This is a genomic window from Nitrospira tepida (assembly GCF_947241125.1).
GTDB classification, from domain to species: domain Bacteria; phylum Nitrospirota; class Nitrospiria; order Nitrospirales; family Nitrospiraceae; genus Nitrospira_G; species Nitrospira_G tepida.
In genome coordinates this window covers 4387745-4407310 of sequence record NZ_OX365700.1, presented here as the reverse complement: position 1 = coordinate 4407310, position 19566 = coordinate 4387745, and the positions used below count along the sequence as shown (strand labels likewise).

The following is a 19566-nucleotide window of genomic DNA, read 5'->3' as shown; positions in this document are numbered from 1 at the left end:
CTTTCCGGGGCGTGGTCGCAGGGAATGAGGCGTTTCACGACGAAATCGGCCACGCGGTCAGAAGGTGGCTGAATGGGGAACCAGGGGGGACCGCCTGAAATTGGACTCTGACTCGTATTTGACTCAATCAGACGGCAGTTCCTGCAATATGACCTCCATTGGTCCGCTCCTCTCTCGCGTGGCCCCTGATTCCCAAACACGAACAATCAGGTGGGTTGCCGGTGAAATGCAAGAGGGTGTCTTCCAATGAGCCCCGCCTCGGCAGCCTATCAGCCTATTGGCCGGCACGACACGTCGGCGAAGTAGCGGACCGCTTTCCTTGAGCTTTTGTACCCCCCCTGCTACGATCAGGTCACAAACGAGCCACGCGGAGGTCCCATGTCCACGCAACCCCGCTCAACGAGGCTGACGTACGAGGATTATCTCCTCTTCCCCGATGACGGGAAGCGTCACGAGCTGATCCAGGGAGATCACTCCATGACTCCTGCGCCGAGTACCAAGCACCAGCGCATCTCGCGCAATCTCGTAATCGCCATGGGCGCGTTTATCCGCCAGCACGCACTTGGGGAACTGTTCGATGCCCCCTGCGACGTCATCTTGTCCGATGAAGACGTGGTCCAGCCGGATGTCCTATTCGTCACTTCGGCCAGGAAGGGCATCGTGACCGACGACAACATCAAGGGAGTGCCGGATCTCGTCGTGGAAATCCTCTCCGATGCCACCCGCAAGAAGGACGAAGTGACCAAGCGCAAGCTCTATGAGCGCTTCGGCGTGAGCGAATACTGGATCGTGGATCCGGAGCTTGAGACAGTGAAAGTGTTTCGGCTCGGCCACCACCAGTATATTCGGACGGCTGAGCTTTCGACCGAAGCGCACGACACGCTCACCACGCCCCTCCTTCCGGAGTTCCGCCTCCCGCTCGCCGACCTGTTCGAGTAACTCCGTGAATGGAAAGATCCTTCTTGCTTAGCCTGCATTATTCATGAACGCTTCTGCTGCAATCGCGGATTCGCCGCTGCGACAAGCTGGCATGCAGTTTCACGGCCTGCCAGCGGGCGGGCTCGCCACTCGGTCGGTTCGACGTACTGTTTCAAGTACGCCTCACTCCCTCGCGGCTCCACGCGCCCGTCTCGCTTGGCGACTGCCGGGTACCCGTTGCTCTTCCCGATGCAACGGGTGCAACGCGACGAACCGTCATGAATAATGCAGGTTAGAATTTCACCCGCCACAGGAATTTCTACCGCCCAGCCAGCACATCCTCTCATCACCTTGAGCCCTGATATCATGGGCGGCACACCTGTGTTTCGCGGGACCCGCGTACCTGTCCAAACCCTCATCGAGTATTTGGAGAGGGGCAGACGATCGACGACTTCCTTGAAGGATTTCCGACTGTCACTCGTGAGCAGATCATCGCCTTCCTCGAAGAGGCCAAGGCCCGAATGGTGGCCATCGCCTCGTGAAGGTTCTCCTGGACGAGTGCATTGACCGTCGTTTGGCCAAGGAGATTGAAGGCCATGACGTGGTCACCGTGCCACAAGCCGGTTGGGCCGGTATCAAGAACGGCAATCTGCTGAGGTTGGCTCAAGATCAAGATTCTATGAGCATAGCGAGCAATCAGACCTCCCGTTCGTAGTCCTGATGCCCTCCGACCAGAACCATGTCACGGTGTCGCCGTCCAATATGCCGAGTGCGCGATAGCCCAACGTAACGCCAACGGACCAGGTCTTTTCTTCCTGGTTTACGCATTTAAAGTGCAAGGAAGGGTGGAACGGATTCTCTCGCCAGAGGGAGAAGGACTTGCGAGCGGCCTTCTTTACAGGCTCGGGTAGGCGATCATAGGCTTCCCAGAAGCTGGGGATGGTCTTGGACTTCACAATCTGTCGAAGTCCATATCAGAGGCGTTGCCCGCTGCAATCTCTTGCCGAGCTTTCCGCGCAGCGGCCTGTAATCGATCGCTGCGAGCGAACAGCTCATCCCATTTGGCCTCGTCTTGCGCATCCAACGCGAGACGACGAAGCTCCTCGACCAGATGTTCTTGAGTTGATTCAGGCAGCGTCTCGAGCAGCTTGATCGCGGTTTCAATGGCTTTCGTCATCCGCAGGCTTCCTTCTGTGGAAACTGTAGCAAGACCTTCTCGGGGACTCAAGTCATCTTGCCGGAGCTGGTGGGTGGTTCAGCACGCTACCGAGTGGAAAGGGGTCGGGAATCCATGTTGGATAGCCTCGCCCCTGTACGGCTCCACGTTGGTGAGAAAACCCGCCCCTTGCGGTCCGGTGCGTGTGTGCGCGGTAGGCACTCGCCCCGGCAGGCTACTTCTTGAAAAGATTGTCGAGAGCGCGGCGAGCATCCTGAAGGTGCCCTGATCCCGCCGAGGTTTCGCGCTCAACGGTTGTGCGCAGCCCAAAGAAAGTGCAGTCGTTGCGGGCGCGCTTGTCGGCGATGCGCTCCGGGATCGGCTGGGTGCATTCGAACCGCTGCCCAGGAGCGAAGTGAGCGCACTGCTGGCAGGCATGCAGCTCGGCTTTGCACTTGGGACATTGGCCGAGCGTATCGGTCACCGGCGGGAGCTGCGTCCCGCAATCTGCGCAGCGGACGACGGTGCGGCTCTGAAGCGGAGCGGGCGTGCGCGACAGGGACGGCCCCTCCGGCTTTCCTCCTCCTGCCTTTTCGGAGTCCCGATACCCTCGCTGGCCGTATTTTCTGTCCGCCATCGCGATCACCTCGATTGACAGCTTCAGTCTACTCCTTCTGAAACTTGCCCGCGAGTGGGTTGTCGTGACGGCCCGCGGCGTGAGCCGAACGCGCCTCCCTGCGGCTCGCCAAACACATGCTCCAAAGAACAAACATGCCTGCGGCCTGCGAGTGACGCATGACGCTTGACGGTTGACGAAAAGGGCGCCCTACGCCGAGGGCAGTTCCAGCGTATACAACTCTCCCTTCATCTGCTGGTGAAGATCGCAGCGAAACGAATAATTGCCGCCGCGCTCCGGCGTGAAATAAATCACCAGCGTCTTGCCGGGATCGACATAGACCCCTTCGATGCCCGTGCCGTAAGCAGACACGCCCTCGCCCTCCACGCTGAGCCCCAGTTGCGCGAGCACCGGCGCCGTGAAGCCGTGCCGGACGATGTCGTGGTTACGCAGGATGATCGCGGTCGGGACGCCGAGGCGGACCGTGCCAGGCTTCCCGAGCATGAAGGCATATTCCTGCATGGTAATTTCGATCCGCTGGACATCGACCGGTTGAGCCGCCGGGGTGCCGACAACGCGGACGGCCTCGCCGGAGGCCGAAGCTTGGGTCAACCAGACGAGCAGCGAGATGACAGCGGTGAACAGGATCCGAATAGGCTGTGGCATGGACGAGGCTCCTTCTATGACGATGACGAGATTGAAAAGGCCGTGTGTTGCGAAGATTGTCTCACAACCGTCCTCACAAGCGCTGGAGGCTGACCAGGCAAGCCCCCGCAGCTCACCGGCGCTCCGCGACGTAGGCGACGCAACCGTCCAGGGTGGAGAGACGGGGATAATCGGTTTCCGGGATCTCGATCTCGAACGTCTTGTGCAGCGCGATCACGAAGTTCAGAAAATCCATGGAATCGATGTCCAATTGGTCGCGAAGGTTTAGGTCGGACCGAAGCGACGCCATGTCCGCCTCCGGGGCAATCTCGCCGAGCAATCGGATGATCGTCTCCCGTATGTCCGTGGCCGGCGTCGTCATGGTCCGATCCGCTCCCAGGTGGGTTAGAACAACGGATGCGGCGCGCTGCCGAAGAGGCGCGGTCTCGCGGAAGCGCCTTTGGACGAGCCCACGATTCGCCACTCCCCATCTTCTTTGGCGAGGTGATGCACTTCCTGATGCCAACTGTCAATCGGGATACGTTCCTTCGAGTTCTTGCTGGTGGCCCAGAGCGCGCCGCTGCAGGTGATCTCCACCGTCATGTTGTTGCCCTCTCCTGAAGTCCGGATTGCAGAAAAGGTATGGATGTTGGCGATGAATTCGTAATCGCTCAGGAGCTCGGCCCAGATCTTTCTGAGGTCTTCCTTCTTGAATCCATGATGGTTGTATCGCTCGCTGTAGATGCCCATCAATTCATCGAGATTGCGCGAACGGATGGCTTCCTGCGCCTGGTCGAAGGCACTGGTGAGCTCAAGGACGGTTTGCCGATCCGCCTCCACCGTGGCATCGGGCAAAATTTGAGTCATGCCCGCCGCCGGCAGAGGCATCATGAGGAGTCCGACCACCAGGCACCGGACGCTCGCGCGCCGTATTGTCTCTGTTCGCGTCATTGGTCCACCCCTTTTCGACAGGATGATCGCGGCCTCGCGATCCTCTTCAGGATGAGTCTCTTCGCCTCATCGGCCCTCTCCAGCTATCCTCTCACAACCCGCCGGGGTTCTGAAGCAGCCGGTCCACCGCAGCGAGGAAGCGGCCTCCGCGGTGGCCGTCGCTCACCCGATGATCCGCCGAAAGGCTGGCCGTCATCAACGGTCTGGCGACCACGAGCCCTTCCACCACCCAGGGCCGCTCCGCCACCTTTCCGAATCCCACCAGCGCCACCTGGGGAGGATAGATGACGCCGAGCACGCTGTCGACGCCCAGATCGCCCAAATTGGTCACGGTGATGGTCGGGTCGGACAACTCCGAACTCCGCAGGGACCCGGCGCGCGCCCGCCTCACCAAGTCCTGGAGCTTCCCCATCAGGTCCGTAACACTCAACCGGTCGGTATCGTGGAGCGCCGGAGCCACGAGCCCGCCGCCCCGCAACGCGATCGCGACGCCGATGTGGACGGATTGACTCGTGACGGCCCGCCCGTCTTTCCAGACCGAATTAAGCTCGGGGACCTCCTTCAATGCCAGCGCCACGGCCTTGATCAGCAGGGCGCTCGGCAACAGCCGATCGGCAACCGATCGCGCGGCATTTTCCGCCGCGAGCCAGGACAGGGCCTTGTGCAGGTCGATCGTCGTGCTGAGGTAGTAATGGGGAATCTCCCGCTTGGAACGGGCCATGGCCGTGGCGATCGCCTGCCTCATGCGGGCCATGCGGTCGGCTTGCGGCGCCGCTGTTGCCGGGGGAAGGGCTTCGGGAGGGGCGGGCTCCGTTCTAGGAGCCGCTCGCTGGACATCGTCGAGAGTGATTGCGCCGTCCGGTCCGGTACCGGTCACGGCGGTCGGATCGATGCCCAGTTGATCGGCCAACCGGCGGGCTGCCGGCGAGATGCGGAGCCTGGGCTCCTGAGGCCGCGCCGATACGGTGGCCGAGGCTTCGGCCGAGATGGAGGGCGGCTTCGCGATCTGAACCTGTTCCGGTGCGGCGAGCGCAGGTCCCTCCGGCTGAACGGCCGGCTTGGTCGGCGGGGGAGCCGGTGCCGGCGCGGCAGCCGCCTCTTCCCTGATGATCGCCATCACCGTCCCGACCGGCACTTTGTCCCCCGGCTGCGCCGACAGCCGTTCGATCGTGCCGCTGGTGAAAACCTCGATCTCGATCGCGGCCTTGTCCGTCTCCACCTCCGCAATGATGTCGCCCTTCTCGACTCGATCGCCCACCTGCTTCTTCCAGGCGATCAACGTCCCTTCAGTCATGTCCGCGCCCAAGGTGGGCATCACGAATTCAGCCATGGAGCGCCCTACACATCGCCGTTCTCACGCATTCTCCGAGCCGGCATACCGTGCGGCCTGAGGCGCAGCCTCACGAGCGGACTCGTCACCGAACCGGTCGAACAGACCATGCTGCGCGGTGATCTCGCGAAAGACCTGCCGTTTCTTGATCCGTTGCCGCTCTCGGGAGCCCAACAGGTCCGCCAGCGTCTTGACGGCTTCAAGGACATATTCGCCCTTGTTCAGCATGACGCATTCCGCCCGTTGGCCCGTCGCCGCGTCGGTGATTTCGGCTCTGGCGGGCAGGCCGCTCTTGGCCAGGTTCTCAAGCACCTGCGTAGCCCAGATGGCGGGGATGTGGGCGGCTTCGCAGATGCAGAGAATATCTTCCTGAACCAGAGCTAAGTGTTCGAAGCCGACCTCGACGGCCAGATCCCCCCGCGCAATCATTACCCCGAACCTCGGCAGGTCCAAGCCTGCCATAATCAGTTGAGCCAGCCGATGAATGGCCTCTCGCGTTTCGATCTTGATCACGATCCCGATATCCGGATCGCCGAGCTCCTTGAGGGCCGAGCGCAGATCATCGAGGTCGCGCGGCTGATGGACGAAGGAGAGACCGACCGCGGTGGCATGGCCGACGACAAACCGCAGGTCATCCTGGTCCTTCTCGGTCAAGGCCGGGATATCGATCGGGGAATCAGGAAAATTCAGCCCCTTTTCGGCGCGGATGCGGGCGGGGATGTGATGAGGAGCCGTGATCTCGAGCTCAAGATAATCCGCTTCGATGCTCCGCACGACCCCCGCGATCTTCCCATCATCGATGAAGATTCGATGGCCAAGCGCGACCGATTCCAACACGGCCGGCAACGTGCAACTGATCCCGGCCGGTCCATCGGCCTCCGCCGGATGTCCGAGGCGGGCGGGATCTCGATACAGGCGTAACCGGTCTCCGGCCTGCACCCGCAGCGCGACCGGCTGTGAAACCACCGGTCCGACCCGGAACAGGTGCCCCTGCGCGGATACCAATTCGGTGCCTTCCTCGATGTAGGCGGTCCGGTTCAGTCCGACGCGCACCCGCATCGGGCTCACTCGCTCAAGCACCCGCAGCGCTCGCCTGCGCCCGCGCGTGTCCGTGAACGTGAGGTCCTCGCCAAGCGAAAGGCTCGCCACCCGGTCCTGTTGAGGGAGGGCGATGATGAATCGGGACGGTTCCCCGGGTTCACGGACGCGCCTGGTCTGCTCGGTCTCGGTCGTCAGATAGCCTTCAAGGACGCAACGGGGTCGCCCTCGCAGATCCTTCTCGACCGAGAGTTTCAAGGGGCGGGTAGTGGGCCGGAGGGGGCCGGTCCGAACTTTCGGCCCGGCCAAGTCCATGACGATGCGGCAGCGCCGTCCGACGCTCTCGCCCCGTCGTGCCAGCCGCTCCTCGGCATCCCGAACGGCTTGAATCAGCCTCAGCCACTCGCGGCTGCTGTCGTGCGCACAGTTGATCCGCGCGATGTCCATGCCCTTGAGCAGGAGTTGCTCCAGCAATTCCGGTTGCCGCAGGGTGTCGAGATCCAACGTGACCATGATGCGGGTCTGGTGATGGGGACGGGGACGACCGAGCAACCTCGTGGCACGCTGGGACAGCAACGAACGCGCTTGGGCAAAGTCCGGAGCCTTGAGCGGAATATCCGGCGGCTGGTAGCCAAGGTTCTGCAATACTTTTCTCAGGCTCGCGATCACGGACCCTTCCAGCCGACCGAGCGAGGAGAGGCCCCGCTCGACCAATTCCAGTTGCAGGTCCTGTAAGTCGTGCTCTCGCAGCGCCAGGTAGGCCAGCAAATTATCCCGGCTGCATTGACAATCGGGATCGGAGGAGGGAAAACGTCCTTGAGCCTGTGCGGCCTTTCGGGTGATGTCCTGGAACAACGAGACCAATTTCTCCCTGAGCGGATCGGGATGAGTCGCGCCCGGTTCCGTCGCTGACGATGCATGGGACATCCTGTTGACCTCTGCGCCTGTCTTGTCAGGGACGCTTGCCGATCATTTGGAGACCATCGACCGTGCCGTCTTGACGATCGTCGCCACCTGCGGGAGCGCCGCATCTTCGAGATGCTTGGGATAGGGCAAGGGCACCTCCGCGCTGCAGACCCGCGTGACCGGCGCGTCCAACGCATAGAACGCCCCTTCCATGATCCGGGCGCTGATCTCGGCGGCAAAACTGCCGGTCCGCCAGGCCTCGTCCACGATGACGGCACGATGGGTCTTGGTCACCGACGCCAGCATCGTCGCCTCATCGAGCGGCCGCAAGAGGCGCAGGTCGATCACCTCGGCGTCGATGCCATCCCCGGCCAGTTGCTCCGCCGCGGCCAGGGCCTTCCAGAGGCACCCGCCGAAAGTGATGAGCGAGATATCGTGTCCCGGCCGTCGCACGGCCGCCGATCGGATGTCCACCGGTCCGGCTGTCTCATCCAGCTCACCTTCCATCGGATACAAAAACGCATGTTCGAAGATGAAGACCGGGTCTGGCTGTTGCAGCGCGCTCAAGAGCATCCCCTTCGCGTCGGTCACGGTGGCGGGGGTCAGCACCGTGATCCCGGGAATGTGCGCGTACCAGCCTTCCAAACTGTGGGAATGTTGCGCCGCCACCTGCCGGCCTCCGCCGGTGGCCATGCGGACGACCAACGGGACGTTGAACTGGCCGCCGGACATGTGGCGGATGGTCGCGGCATTGTTGAGGATCTGATCCAAGGCCAGCAGGCTGAAGTTCACCGTCATGACCTCGACGATCGGGCGCAACCCTCCCAGCGCGGCCCCGATCCCGGCCCCGACAAAGGTCGATTCCGAGAGCGGCGTGTCGCGGATGCGATCCGGGCCGAACTCGTCCACAAATCCTTTGCTGCAGCCATAGGTGCCGCCGTATTTCCCGACGTCTTCGCCCATGAGGAACACGCGCGGATCATTCACGAGCGCCTCGCGCAATCCGGCGCGGACAGCCCCTCGGTAGGTGATGGTAGGCATGTCGTCTCAGTGAAAAGTGGAAAGTGGAAAGCGAGGAGGGACATCCTCACTTTCGATTCTCTCGCCTCTCACTTCCGGCTCTTCACTTTTCACTCCTCACTCCTTGCTATTCCGTGTACACATCCTTCTCCAGGTCCTCGACCGGCTCCCAGGGGCTTGCGTCGGCAAAGGCCACGGCCTCGTCGATTTCGCCCGCAATCTGCCGCTCCAGTTTCGGAAGATCTTCGGAACCGATGGCCTTCCATTCCCGCATGAGCCCCTCGAGGGCGGGGATCGGATCGCGCGCCTTCCACTCCTCCACCTCCGCCTTGCTTCTGTAGAGCTCCGGGTCGTACATCGAGTGCGCGCGAAACCGATAGGTCTGGCATTCGAGAAAGCGGGGTCCGGCTCCGCGCCGGACCTCGTCCACGGCGGCTTGCGTCGCCTCCATGACCGCCAACACATCCATGCCGTCCACCGCCTGGGCCGGCATCCCGTAGGCGCGGGCCTTGGCCGCCAAGTCCGTCTGCGCCTGATGGCGGGCGAGCGCCGTCCCCATCGCATAGAGGTTGTTTTCGCACAGGAACAGCACCGGCAGGTTCCAGAGCGAAGCCAGATTCAAGGATTCGTGGAACTCTCCCTCGGCCACCGCCCCGTCGCCGAAAAAGCAGGCGGTCACGCGCGGTCGATGCTGCATCCGGTCCGCCAGCGCGAGGCCGACCGCGACCGGGAGGCCGCCGCCGACGATCGCGAGGCCGCCGTAGAAGCGCCGCGATGCGTCGAAGAAATGCATCGAGCCGCCGCGCCCCCTGGCACACCCGGTCACTTTGCCGAACAGTTCCGCCATGAGGCTCCTCATCGGCGTGCCCCGCACGAGCGCATGGCCGTGCTCCCGGTAGGTCGCGACGACGGCGTCGGCGGGCGCCAAGCAACGAACGGCCCCGGCCGCGACCGCCTCTTCGCCGATATACAGGTGCAAGAACCCGCGGATCTTGCCCAGGCTGTACAGCTCGACGCACTTCTCCTCGAAGCGCCGGATGCGCAGCATCTGGTACAGCAGATCCAAGGCGGTCAGGCGATCGACGGCGCGGGTCACGACGAGCCCTCCAAGGTCGAAAGGTCGCCCTCCGGGAGCCCGAGCTCGCGGGCCTTCAGGAGGCGCCTCATGATTTTTCCGCTTCGGGTTTTCGGCAGGGAGGGAAGAAACGCAATCTCCTTCGGCGCCACGACCGCGCCCAGCCTGGTTCGGGCGAAGCCGAGCAATTCCTTCTGAAGCGAAGGAGAGGCCTCATAGCCGTCCTTCAACGAGACGAAGGCCTTGACGATTTCCATCGCGACCGGGTCCGGCTTGCCGATGACGCCCGCTTCGGCCACCGCCTGGTGTTCCATCAGCACGCTCTCGACTTCGAAGGGACCGATCAAGTGTCCGGAGGTCTTGATGACGTCGTCCGACCGGCCGACGAACCAGAAATAGCCGTCGGCGTCCCGCTTCGCGAGGTCTCCCGTGAGGTACCAGCCGCCGGCGAAACATTTTTGGTACCGGGCTTCTTCGTTCCAGTAGCCGCGGAACATCGACGGCCACCCTGGTCGCAGGGCCAGCTCGCCCTGGACGTCCGGACGGTCGACGACTTCCACCCGGCCGGCTTCGGTCTTCCGCACGATCGCGGCCTCGATCCCGGGCAACGGCTTCCCCATGGAACCGGGCCGCACGTCCATCGCCGCGAAGTTGGCGATCATGATGCCGCCCGTTTCCGTCTGCCACCAGTTGTCGTGAAAGGGATGGCCGAACGCCTGCCGGCCCCACAGGACCGCCTCCGGATTCAACGGCTCACCGACGCTCGCGCAGAAGCGCAACCGCGAGAGGTCGAACTTGCGCGGCAGATCGAGCCCCGCTTTCATCAGCATGCGAATCGCCGTGGGGGCTGTGTACCAGACGGTCACGCGATGATCCTGCAAGAGGCGGTACCAGCGTTCCGCGTCGAAGTCGCCCTCGTCCACGATGCTGGTGACGCCGTTGGCGAGGGGCGCGATGATGCCGTAGGAGGTCCCAGTGACCCAGCCGGGATCGGCGGTGCACCAGAAGATATCGTCCCTGTGCAGGTCGAGCGCGAGCTTGCCGGTGATATGGTGCGCGACCACGGCCTTGTGGACGTGAATCGCCCCCTTGGGCCTGCCGGTCGTGCCGCTGGTGAAATGCAGCAAGGCGCGGTCTTCCGGATCGGTGGGAGCGATGGCGTGGCTCTCCGACGCGGATTCGAGCAGCCGATGAAAGTCCAGCGTGCCGGGGAGGTCGGTCCGTCGGCGATCCGGCCCGACGAGCAGCACGTGGCGCAGATCCGGCAGGCTGTTGCGCAGGCCGGCGACCTTGCGCTGATAGAGCGGTTCCGTGGTCACCAGCGCCGTCGCGCCGCCGATGCTCATCCTGGCCCGAATCGGCTCCGGCCCGAAGGCGGAGAACAGGGGACAGAACACGGCGCCCTGTTTCAGCGTGCCGAGCGCCGCGATATAGAGTTCGGGGATGCGGCCGGCCAGCACATACACACGGTCTCCTTTCTCAACGTCCAATGCCCGCAGGACGTTCGCGAACCGATTGCTCAGCCGATGCAGCAGGTCATAGGAATAGTCTTCGACGCGCCCGTCCTTCGAGATCCAGCGAAGGGCGACATGGTGACTCTTTGGACCGAGCGCATGTCGCACCACCGCCTCATGCGCGATGTTGAGGCCCCGGTCATCCGGGAGCCCCTCCAGCTCGCGACGGGCCTCCTCCCAGGTGAAGCGCTCGCGCACCGCCGCATAGTCGAACAGATGTGGAACGACTTCCCACTCTCGCCGGGATTTAATGATGACAGGCCAAGCCACAGACAAAGGCTCCAACTGAAAAACGGTCAACACCGGACCATTCAGGCACAATCAGACGCGACGCGGTCCGACAGGTCACGCCAAGGAGATACCAGGCAGGGATTGGCGTGCTTTTCACGGTCGGCCGATGAATGATGCGAACGGCCATCACACCCGTTGAACTGGCCAGCCGAAGCATGCGGGTTCTCGTCAAAGAAGAATGCCTCCCCCCGGGTTGTCGCAGGGCGGTTCTAGATCTGCCGGCGTTTCACGACCAAGACCGAGCAGGGCGCATACTTCAATACGTTTTCCGCCACGCTGCCCAGTTCGAGCCGCTCCGTGCCCTCGAGCCCGCGTGAACCGACGATGATGAGGTCGGCTTTGAGTTGCTCGGCATGCTGGAGAATCTGCTCGCTCGTATGTCCGGTGCGCACCTCCGTTGTGACGCTGCACCCGGTTTTCAAGACCTGGTCCCGATACTGATTCACCAGTTCCTGAGCTCGGTCGAGTTGAGGGCGAGTGAGGTCTTGAAGTTGAGAGGCTGGCAGAACCTGCGCCGCCATCTCCGTCAACCCGTCGCCTGCGACGGAGAGCACCGACACATGAGTCGCCTCCTGAAGCAACCGCTGGCAGGCGAACTCGCAGGCGCGCCGGGAATGTTTGGAGCCGTCCACGGCGAGCACGACCCGGCCGAGCGAGGCAAGCGGGCGTTTGACGATCAGAACGGGACAGGGCGCCTGCGTGAGCACGTGACGCGAGACGCTGCCCAAAAGAAATCCCCGGATATCGCTGAGTCCCCGTGAACCGAGAATCACGAGATCGGTCCGGCGCCGTCTCGCTTGCGCCACGATGCTGGCAGCCGGACGACCATGAGCAAGGGCGGTTTCGATCTTGGTCTTGGCGCTGGTGCCACCCTGGCCCAGCGCCACCGATGCCGCCTGGGCCATCTGACGCAGCAGGGTCGTCCCTCGCTCATCCAGCGCACGGATGACCCGAGCCACTCGCGCCGGGCTGGGGGACCCGGACGATCTCGGCAGGCGCGGCTCAACGGTGTGGAGCAACAGCACCCGCTCCGGAGGCCGGTCTGCCAGCACTCGCAAGGCCTCCACTCCCCAACGTGAATACTCGGACCCATCGACGGCGCACAGGATGTTCATGGCGGTCCTCCCGTTCTTGCGCTCGGCTCATCGGCTCCTGGCGAAGGGCGACATCCATGAAACGAAACGATCGCTCGGTTGAAATGGGAATGCCCTTCCCTGCCTCGCCGTTCAGGCCTCCCGGCGAAAGCCTGCATCACACGTGCCCGAGTCAGGGAAGCATAACGGAAACGGCGCGATTGGAGCCGATGGTCCTGTCATGAAGTCAAAAGGGATTCTGTCAGAAGCACGCCTGCGGCCTTTTGCGTCAGGTTGAAAGGGGATCGCTGGGGCAATTGTCGCCAGGAATGTGGAGAACGGGGAGGGTCGCCACTCCTAACAAAAAGGCCGACAAAGGGCCCGCAAAGGGTTTGGAACGGAGCTTGGAAGGTCGGACGATGGCACTCGCTTTGCGTCATCCAGCAACAATCAGCCCGACCGTCCGCGCGAGGGTGAAGCGGTGTCGATCTTATTGGATGACCTGGAACAAGGCGTCTATCGCCGATTTGTCGATGTGTTGCGCCTGTCGACCATCACCCCCCGTCCCTCGCTGGATGCAGCAGGGTTACGCCGTTGTCCTGACGGCCAGATCCTCGTCCCGGTGACGATGGATGCCGAACGGCCCTCCTTGTCATTGGCGATGTTGATGGCGCATAAATCCGACTACCTCTATCGGCGCAGCGGTTGCCGGCTCATCCTGACCCAGCGACCGTTGCGCGATCCGGCCAAGCAAGTCTATGTCTGGAACGGAACCTGGCAGACGTTGGAGTGACCCATGCCGGCGGCGGCGAGACAGGAAGGAGATGAGACCCATGGCCAACGAGAGGACACAGCAAGCCGGAGCCGGGCCTGCCGCATTCGACCAACTCAAGGCAGCGGATCTCATGGAGCGGGCGGTGCAGTCGGCGCATGTGCAGACCAAAGCCGACGTGATCGCCTCGATGATGATTGAGGGGTTCGGCGGGGTGCCGATCATCGACGATCGGCGGAGGCTGGTCGGGATCGTGACCGAGTTCGATCTGTTGGCGGCGCTGGACCAGGGCAAACGGCTCGGAGATCTCTCCGCGGGCGACATCATGACCAGGACCGTGGTGAGCGTAGACGAGCATACCGACGTGCGCACGCTCCTCTATGTTCTCCAAACCAACCACGTCATCCGTGTGCCCGTCGTGAATCGGGACGGTCTGTTGACCGGCATTGTCGCCAGGCGCGATGTGCTCCAGGGCTATCTGGCCTCGCGGGGCTGACCGGCATCGGCATGCTTGGATAGCCGGCTCCGTGGCAATTGGGCACAGTCCGGAGGGCGATCCTGTCCCGTTTCGCCACGTGACATGGTGACGATGGCCTGCCCGCTGGAGCGGCAATATAGATTCTCGGCAGATAGCTGCGCGGTTCGTAGAAACCGCCCCATCAAGGCCTGGCATTTTCCTTGCGTCTCGTATAACGTCGTGACATCGTGGCAGGTGGGTTTCGTCCAACTGCGAGCGCCACCTGCCCGAGTTGATCCTTCAGCGGGGGCGGTCATGGCTGTCCGCTCTGCAGATGCTCCCTCGTGGTCCCTTCCGTTCGCCGTCCGGTTCCCGATGAATCGGCTCCGATCTCGATTATCTCTTGCCCTCTTGCCATTATTCCTAGTCCCAGACCGATTGACAGCGCGCAGGCGCGGGAGGTGAGCCATGAGAGCGACGGAGTACATGGTGAAGGCGTGCGATCCCAAGACCTTGACAGTCCACAGTTTGATGCAGGATGCCGTGTACACCGTCGGACCCCAGACGAACGGCGTCCGGATCGCCGACATCCTGAGCGAGCACGGGTTCGGCAGCGTGCCGGTGGTGGACGACGAATGGACCCTATTGGGGCTGGTGACCGAGTTTGACCTGCTGCGAGCGCTCCAGGAAGGCAAGAACCTGCGGGACGTGACCGCGCGCGAAGTGATGACCCCCCACGTGATCACGGTTCACGAGGAGATGCCCGTGATGGATCTGATCGCGCTGCTGCAGGAGCGGCATTTGATCCGCGTGCCGGTCGTGCAAGGGAAGAAGCTCATCGGCATCGTGGCGCGACGGGACGTGTTGTTCGGCTACGTCAAAGCGACGGCAACCTATTGGCCGTGAGGCTCATGAGAAGGCGTCAACGGTCAACCGTCAGTCGTCGGCCGCGGAAAGATGAACGATCAAGAAGCAAGGAGCAATCCTCACGTGAGCGTCACCTGTCCTTGCACGATTGACGCTTGACGTGTGGCGTATGACGACAATCTCCGATTGAGAAAGGAGTCGTGCCATGCCACCCCTGCTGCTGAGAAGGCTCCAAGATTTCTTGGACGCGCAACGCATTCATTATGAAGTGCTCGACCACCACGAGGCCTATACGGCCCCGGAAGTGGCGCATACGCTCCACGTGCCCGGGAAAATGCTCGCCAAGGTGGTGATGGTGAGCGCCGATGGAAAGTTGCTGATGACGGTGCTGCCCTCTACTTGGCAGGTGGACTTGGCCCGCCTGCAAGAGGTGCTGGGAGCCCGGTACGTGCGATTGGCCAGCGAATCCGAATTCAAAGGCCTCTTCCCCGACTGCGAAACGGGCAGCATGCCGCCGTTCGGCAACCTGTACGGATTGGACGTCTACGTGGATCGGTCGCTCACCGAGGACGAGGAGATCGTCGTCCAGGCGGGATTTCATTCCCGGGCGGTGAAGCTCCGCTACGACGACTTCGCGCGGGCCGTCGAGCCCAAGGTGGCCGAGTTCCATCGGGCGCCGGCGGAGTCGGCGTACTAAAAACGACGCAGGCGAACGGAGTTCCCTACAATCGCTTCCCGAACGCGGGCGCCTTGGCACCGAGGGTAAGGTGCGCTAAGCTTCCGCAGGATCTTCAGTTGCAAGGCACCCTCCATCACGTTCGACTCTTCAACTGCGGCCGGCGACGATCGATCGCCGCGGACTCTGACAAATTGACAAGTGGTGGGCTTCTCCCTAGACTCGCCCGCGAATCGGTGCAGGGAGGGTCTTTATGGGGCAGGCTCCGGGTATCATCTCAGACCTGATCGAGCGGTTTGATCGAAACCGGGAGGCCTACAAAAGCCAAGGCTACAACGAGACCCAACTGCGGCGAGAATTCCTCGATCCGTTTTTCGAGGCCCTCGGCTGGGATGTCGCCAACAAGGCCGGTCATGCCGAAGCCTATAAGGATGTCATCCACGAGGATGCCATCAAGATCGGCGGCGCATCCAAAGCGCCGGACTACTGCTTTCGCATCGGTGGGGCGCGCAAGTTTTTCCTCGAAGCCAAGAAGCCGGCTGTCAACGTTAAGGACGAGATTCCTCCCGCCTATCAACTCCGCCGCTATGCCTGGTCGGCCAAGCTCCCGCTCTCGATCCTGACCGACTTCGAAGAATTCGCAGTCTACGACTGCCGGACACGCCCGAACCCCTCCGACAAGCCGGGCATCGGCCGCATCCACTACTGGACATACAAAGACTATCCAGCGGAATGGCACAAGATTGCGGCCATCTTCTCGAAGGATTCGGTCCTCAAAGGTTCCTTCGACAAGTATGCGGGTGCCGAGAGGAAGCGGGGCACGGCCACCGTCGATGCCGAATTTCTCAAAGAGATTGAGAGTTGGCGGGAAGCTCTGGCTAAGAACCTGGCCCTGCGCAATCCCAAACTGTCCGTCCAAGAGCTGAACTTTTCGGTCCAGCGCACCATTGATCGCCTCATCTTTCTCCGGATCTGCGAGGATCGCGGCGTCGAGTCCTATGGGCAGCTTCAGGGGCTGCAGAACGGCCAGAACATCTACAGCCGGCTCCGCTATCTCTACGACCGAGCCGACGACCGTTACAACTCTGGCCTCTTTCATTTTCATCCTGAAAAGGACCGGGCTGAATCGCCGGACGATCTGACACCGCGGCTGAAGATCGATGACAAGGTACTCAAAGACATCATCGGGCGCCTGTACTACCCGGAGAGCCCCTACGAGTTCTCGGTCTTGCCTGTGGAAATCCTCGGGCAGGTCTACGAGCAATTCCTCGGGAAAGTGATTCGGCTAACCGCAAGCCATCAGGCCAGGATCGAAGAGAAACCGGAGGTGAGGAAAGCCGGAGGCGTCTATTACACCCCCGCGTACATCGTGGAGTACATCGTCAAGCACACCGTCGGTACCTTGTGCCAGGGCAAGACGCCGAAGCAGATTGCGAAGCTCAGGATTCTAGATCCCGCCTGCGGATCGGGATCGTTCCTGATCGGCGCCTATCAATTCCTGCTGACCTACCATCGTGATTGGTATGTGAAGGACGGGACTGACAAGCACAAGAAAGAGCTTTTTAAGGCCACTGGCGGCGATTGGCGTCTCAGGACCGAGGAGAAAAAACGCATTCTCCTGAGCAACATATATGGCGTGGACATTGACCCCCAGGCTGTCGAAGTCACCAAGCTCAGCCTGCTGTTGAAGGTTTTGGAGGGGGAGAACCAGGAGTCCCTGCAAGAGTTGTTATTTGGACGAGTGCGCGTACTGCCCGACCTGGGCAAAAACATCAAATGCGGCAACAGCCTCATCGGGCCGGATTACTTTGCCGGGCAACTGATACCGGATGAAGACGAAGTGCGCCGAGTGAACCCGTTCGATTGGCAGGCGGAGTTCCCGGAAATCATGAAAGCAGGAGGCTTTGATGCGGTGATCGGGAATCCGCCGTACGGTGCTTACTTTTATGGGCAGGACAAAGCCTACTTGAGTTCAAAATATCCAAGTCAGACTTATCAACTTGATAGCTACCTTCTCTTTCTAGAACGTAGCATGAGAAGCCTCGTTCGACACGAAGGATTTTATGGGATGATCATTCCCAATCCCTGGCTTACGAACCTGCTGCAGACCAAAATCAGGCGGTTTGTATTTGAAGAAACACGAGTTCGAGAGATTGTGCACTTCAAATTCTCTGTGTTCCCAAAGGTGACAGTCGATACCGAAATTGTTCTCCTACAGAATGCACGCGCTCAAGATGGGGAGGTTGTAATAAAAGTGTTCGAGTCCTTGGGAACATTTCTCTTTGGTGCTAATGGCCAAGGCCTTAGAACGATTCTTCACAATCAAAAGAAGTGGGAAAAGCTGAAAGGTGACACGGTCAATATTTTCGCAAGTCCAAAAGAGGAGACTTTGCTTGAAAAATGCAAATCGAACAGTGCCGCACTAGGTTCACTTTGTGAAATCAACGTGGGAATCAAGCCTTACCAAGTTGGGAAAGGTACTCCTCCACAAACCAAAGCGATTGTTCAGAGTCGGCCATTTGATAGTAATCGACAGAAGACCACCTCATTTCGGCCTTATCTCCGAGGTTCCGACATAAACCGTTTTGTCATTGCGCCATTACAGCCACGCTTTTTAAGGTACGGTCCATGGCTTGCCGAGCCAAGGCCAGCTGCTGACTTTGACGCACCAGTGAAGATTGTAATGCGGCAGACAGGTGACAGCCTTGTTGCTGCATTGGACGACAGACAGTATCTCTGTCTTAACAACATGCACGTTTTGGTCCCACATGAGAATGAGGTTTCAGCTAAGTTTCTGCTCGGGGTGATCAACTCGAAGCTTCTTAACTGGTGCTACCAAGCATTGAATCCAGAAGCCGGTGAGGCTCTAGCCGAAGTTAAAAAGACAAATGTCGAGCGGCTTCCAATAAGAATTCTAAGCCTGTGTGACAAGGCGGATAAAAGCAGGCATGATCAGATGGTCTCGTTGGTCGAGCGCATGTTGGATTTGCACAAGCGTCTCCCAGAGGGCAAGACACCTGCCGACAAGGACCGTCTCCAGCGCCAGATCAACGCAACCGATCAGGAGATCGACCGCTTGGTGTATGACCTCTATGGTTTGACGGAGGAGGAGATCAGGATCGTCGAAGCGGCGTCGGTTGCATCTTCGCCGAAGCTGAAGGAGAATGAAGACCATGAAACAGAACCCGAACCAACCGATCGACCTGGCCCAGGTCCAGGCATGGCTACAACAGTGGCGGAAGCAGCACGATACGCCCGCGAAGGTGGCGGCAGCACACCGGAAAGTCCTTTTGGAGCGCGTGAGCCAGTCCATGGCGTTCGAGAACCAACCGGTCAGTACGGAACGCCTGAGGACCCTGACGGGACTGAAGAGCAAAGCGAGCTAAGCTCCACTCGCGAGTTCGACACCGCCGAAGGTCGCCTTTCCTATCCGGAACTCTCTGAGCGGCTGGCCGTCCCCCTTGTCGCGATCTACGACGAGATCCTGCAAACGAACCCGGATCAGATTGTCATTACCTCGGAGTGGCTCTGTATTCGGCACAAGCGACTAGCCGGTCACCTGTATCCTGATTGGGCCGGACGGTTCCGTGATGTGAATGTGCAGGTTGGTTCCCACAACCCACCGCCGTTCTATGAAGTACCGATTCACATGCGGACCTTCTGCGATGACCTAGCCGAACGTCTGCGACATGATCCCGGTGCGACTGTCAGGCGTGCGGCAGAATTCCTCGCCTGGGCAGACTGGCGCTTCCAATGGATTCACCCCTTCAAAGATTTCAATGGCCGCATCGGCCGAGTGCTCCTTGGTGCACTGTTATACAAGCTTTCCCTCCCACATATTGAAACCGCTCCAATTGAACCATTATCCAGGCGCAATTATCTCGATGCGTTGCAGACCGCCGACAGTGGAGACCTCACCCGTCTAACAAGCATATGGTCTCATCGCCTTTCTGAAGCACTTTGATGGATCCACTGACTCCGATTGGATCGCTTCTCAACAGCCTCATTCAGCTTCTGCCAAAACTGATTGGTTGGCTTCGGTCCCCGATAGCAGGTGAAGTCTCATGCCTGCGATATGAGGAGAGGCGGATCAACTCTAATGACTCGATAGTTGTGATCAGTCCTTGGCCACGTCGCTATCATGTAAGGCTTGCTTTGACGAACCGTAACAGTCGAGTTGTCTATATTAAGACAATTTCGCTCGCCATCGGGCAACAGAAGGCATATCAGCAGGTGAGAGTAGACTCCTTCATACGACTCG

The 19566-nt window shown here is 60.9% G+C and carries 17 protein-coding genes and 4 pseudogenes; 9 read left to right on the top strand and 12 right to left on the bottom strand.

The features are described from left to right. The first annotated feature begins 378 nt into the window (after positions 1 to 378). The 3 genes and pseudogenes from QWI75_RS20900 to QWI75_RS23000 all read left to right on the top strand — a co-directional run. A complete protein-coding gene (locus QWI75_RS20900; protein ID WP_289271306.1) occupies positions 379 to 939 on the top strand; it encodes a Uma2 family endonuclease in 561 nt (186 codons plus the stop codon). Between the two features lie 345 nt (positions 940 to 1284). Continuing rightward, positions 1285 to 1460: pseudogene (locus tag QWI75_RS23005) on the top strand (DUF433 domain-containing protein). Continuing rightward, positions 1457 to 1591: pseudogene (locus QWI75_RS23000) on the top strand (DUF5615 family PIN-like protein); the annotation flags it as partial. The pseudogenes QWI75_RS23005 and QWI75_RS23000, both read left to right, overlap by 4 nt. Before the next feature lie 23 nt (positions 1592 to 1614). Here the strand turns inward: QWI75_RS23000 and QWI75_RS22995 are convergent. From QWI75_RS22995 to QWI75_RS20845, 12 genes and pseudogenes are all read right to left on the bottom strand, one after another. Beyond that, positions 1615 to 1874, bottom strand: a pseudogene (locus QWI75_RS22995) (ParE family toxin-like protein). Continuing rightward, on the bottom strand, positions 1871 to 2095 hold the full coding sequence (locus tag QWI75_RS20895; protein WP_289271305.1) for a hypothetical protein: 225 nt from the start codon (positions 2093 to 2095) through the stop codon (positions 1871 to 1873). Before QWI75_RS20895 ends, QWI75_RS22995 begins: the two are co-directional and overlap by 4 nt. 214 nt (positions 2096 to 2309) lie before the next feature. Beyond that, positions 2310 to 2711, bottom strand: a complete 402-nt coding sequence (locus QWI75_RS20890) for a hypothetical protein (RefSeq protein WP_289271304.1) — start codon at positions 2709 to 2711, stop codon at positions 2310 to 2312. Positions 2712 to 2900: 189 nt separating this feature from the next. Further along, positions 2901 to 3356: a cupredoxin domain-containing protein gene (locus tag QWI75_RS20885; RefSeq protein WP_289271303.1), complete on the bottom strand. Its 456-nt coding sequence runs from the start codon at positions 3354 to 3356 to the stop codon at positions 2901 to 2903. Between the two features lie 112 nt (positions 3357 to 3468). Continuing rightward, entirely contained in the window at positions 3469 to 3717 is a 249-nt protein-coding gene (locus QWI75_RS20880; protein WP_289271302.1) for an acyl carrier protein, read from the bottom strand. Positions 3718 to 3740: 23 nt separating this feature from the next. Continuing rightward, positions 3741 to 4226 (bottom strand): nuclear transport factor 2 family protein, encoded by a 486-nt coding sequence (locus QWI75_RS20875; protein WP_289271301.1) that lies wholly within the window; start codon positions 4224 to 4226, stop codon positions 3741 to 3743. A 151-nt stretch (positions 4227 to 4377) separates the two neighbouring features. Continuing rightward, positions 4378 to 5616 (bottom strand): dihydrolipoamide acetyltransferase family protein, encoded by a 1239-nt coding sequence (locus tag QWI75_RS20870; RefSeq protein WP_289271300.1) that lies wholly within the window; start codon positions 5614 to 5616, stop codon positions 4378 to 4380. A gap of 24 nt (positions 5617 to 5640) precedes the next feature. Then, positions 5641 to 7581: a pyruvate kinase gene (locus QWI75_RS20865; protein WP_289271299.1), complete on the bottom strand. Its 1941-nt coding sequence runs from the start codon at positions 7579 to 7581 to the stop codon at positions 5641 to 5643. A gap of 42 nt (positions 7582 to 7623) precedes the next feature. Further along, positions 7624 to 8601, bottom strand: coding sequence for an alpha-ketoacid dehydrogenase subunit beta (locus QWI75_RS20860; RefSeq protein WP_289271298.1), 978 nt, complete (start codon positions 8599 to 8601; stop codon positions 7624 to 7626). Positions 8602 to 8707: 106 nt separating this feature from the next. Continuing rightward, positions 8708 to 9628 carry a pyruvate dehydrogenase (acetyl-transferring) E1 component subunit alpha gene (pdhA, locus tag QWI75_RS20855; protein ID WP_370693658.1) on the bottom strand — a complete coding sequence of 307 codons (921 nt, stop codon included), beginning with the start codon at positions 9626 to 9628 and terminating at the stop codon, positions 8708 to 8710. A 44-nt stretch (positions 9629 to 9672) separates the two neighbouring features. Continuing rightward, a complete protein-coding gene (acsA, locus tag QWI75_RS20850; protein WP_289271296.1) occupies positions 9673 to 11439 on the bottom strand; it encodes an acetate--CoA ligase in 1767 nt (588 codons plus the stop codon). 230 nt (positions 11440 to 11669) lie between these two features. After that, a complete protein-coding gene (locus QWI75_RS20845) occupies positions 11670 to 12575 on the bottom strand; it encodes a universal stress protein (RefSeq protein ID WP_289271295.1) in 906 nt (301 codons plus the stop codon). Positions 12576 to 13014: 439 nt separating this feature from the next. Between QWI75_RS20845 and QWI75_RS20840 the strand changes: the two genes are divergently transcribed. From QWI75_RS20840 to QWI75_RS23045, 6 genes and pseudogenes are all read left to right on the top strand, one after another. Beyond that, on the top strand, positions 13015 to 13326 hold the full coding sequence (locus QWI75_RS20840; RefSeq protein ID WP_289271294.1) for a hypothetical protein: 312 nt from the start codon (positions 13015 to 13017) through the stop codon (positions 13324 to 13326). A 40-nt stretch (positions 13327 to 13366) separates the two neighbouring features. Continuing rightward, entirely contained in the window at positions 13367 to 13801 is a 435-nt protein-coding gene (locus tag QWI75_RS20835) for a CBS domain-containing protein (protein WP_289271293.1), read from the top strand. A gap of 429 nt (positions 13802 to 14230) precedes the next feature. Continuing rightward, positions 14231 to 14668: a CBS domain-containing protein gene (locus QWI75_RS20830; protein WP_289271292.1), complete on the top strand. Its 438-nt coding sequence runs from the start codon at positions 14231 to 14233 to the stop codon at positions 14666 to 14668. Between the two features lie 166 nt (positions 14669 to 14834). Next, a complete protein-coding gene (locus tag QWI75_RS20825; RefSeq protein WP_289271291.1) occupies positions 14835 to 15326 on the top strand; it encodes an aminoacyl-tRNA deacylase in 492 nt (163 codons plus the stop codon). A gap of 232 nt (positions 15327 to 15558) precedes the next feature. After that, positions 15559 to 18441, top strand: a pseudogene (locus QWI75_RS20820) (Eco57I restriction-modification methylase domain-containing protein); the annotation flags it as partial. 84 nt (positions 18442 to 18525) lie between these two features. After that, positions 18526 to 19269 (top strand): Fic family protein, encoded by a 744-nt coding sequence (locus QWI75_RS23045; protein WP_441946980.1) that lies wholly within the window; start codon positions 18526 to 18528, stop codon positions 19267 to 19269. The last annotated feature ends 297 nt before the right edge of the window (positions 19270 to 19566 follow it).

What these genes read in the sequence shown, in the direction of transcription:
- QWI75_RS23045 (WP_441946980.1), top strand. Translation starts at nt 18,526, where the DNA reads ATGGCTACAACAGTGGCGGAAGCAGCACGATACGCCCGCGAAGGTGGC.
- QWI75_RS20900 (WP_289271306.1), top strand. Translation starts at nt 379, where the DNA reads ATGTCCACGCAACCCCGCTCAACGAGGCTGACGTACGAGGATTATCTC.
- QWI75_RS20870 (WP_289271300.1), bottom strand. Translation starts at nt 5,616, where the DNA reads ATGGCTGAATTCGTGATGCCCACCTTGGGCGCGGACATGACTGAAGGG.
- QWI75_RS20865 (WP_289271299.1), bottom strand. Translation starts at nt 7,581, where the DNA reads ATGTCCCATGCATCGTCAGCGACGGAACCGGGCGCGACTCATCCCGAT.
- QWI75_RS20825 (WP_289271291.1), top strand. Translation starts at nt 14,835, where the DNA reads ATGCCACCCCTGCTGCTGAGAAGGCTCCAAGATTTCTTGGACGCGCAA.
- QWI75_RS20835 (WP_289271293.1), top strand. Translation starts at nt 13,367, where the DNA reads ATGGCCAACGAGAGGACACAGCAAGCCGGAGCCGGGCCTGCCGCATTC.
- QWI75_RS20875 (WP_289271301.1), bottom strand. Translation starts at nt 4,226, where the DNA reads ATGATGCCTCTGCCGGCGGCGGGCATGACTCAAATTTTGCCCGATGCC.
- QWI75_RS20880 (WP_289271302.1), bottom strand. Translation starts at nt 3,717, where the DNA reads ATGACGACGCCGGCCACGGACATACGGGAGACGATCATCCGATTGCTC.
- QWI75_RS20860 (WP_289271298.1), bottom strand. Translation starts at nt 8,601, where the DNA reads ATGCCTACCATCACCTACCGAGGGGCTGTCCGCGCCGGATTGCGCGAG.
- QWI75_RS20845 (WP_289271295.1), bottom strand. Translation starts at nt 12,575, where the DNA reads ATGAACATCCTGTGCGCCGTCGATGGGTCCGAGTATTCACGTTGGGGA.
- QWI75_RS20890 (WP_289271304.1), bottom strand. Translation starts at nt 2,711, where the DNA reads ATGGCGGACAGAAAATACGGCCAGCGAGGGTATCGGGACTCCGAAAAG.
- QWI75_RS20830 (WP_289271292.1), top strand. Translation starts at nt 14,231, where the DNA reads ATGAGAGCGACGGAGTACATGGTGAAGGCGTGCGATCCCAAGACCTTG.
- QWI75_RS20895 (WP_289271305.1), bottom strand. Translation starts at nt 2,095, where the DNA reads ATGACGAAAGCCATTGAAACCGCGATCAAGCTGCTCGAGACGCTGCCT.
- QWI75_RS20885 (WP_289271303.1), bottom strand. Translation starts at nt 3,356, where the DNA reads ATGCCACAGCCTATTCGGATCCTGTTCACCGCTGTCATCTCGCTGCTC.
- pdhA (WP_370693658.1), bottom strand. Translation starts at nt 9,628, where the DNA reads ATGCTGCGCATCCGGCGCTTCGAGGAGAAGTGCGTCGAGCTGTACAGC.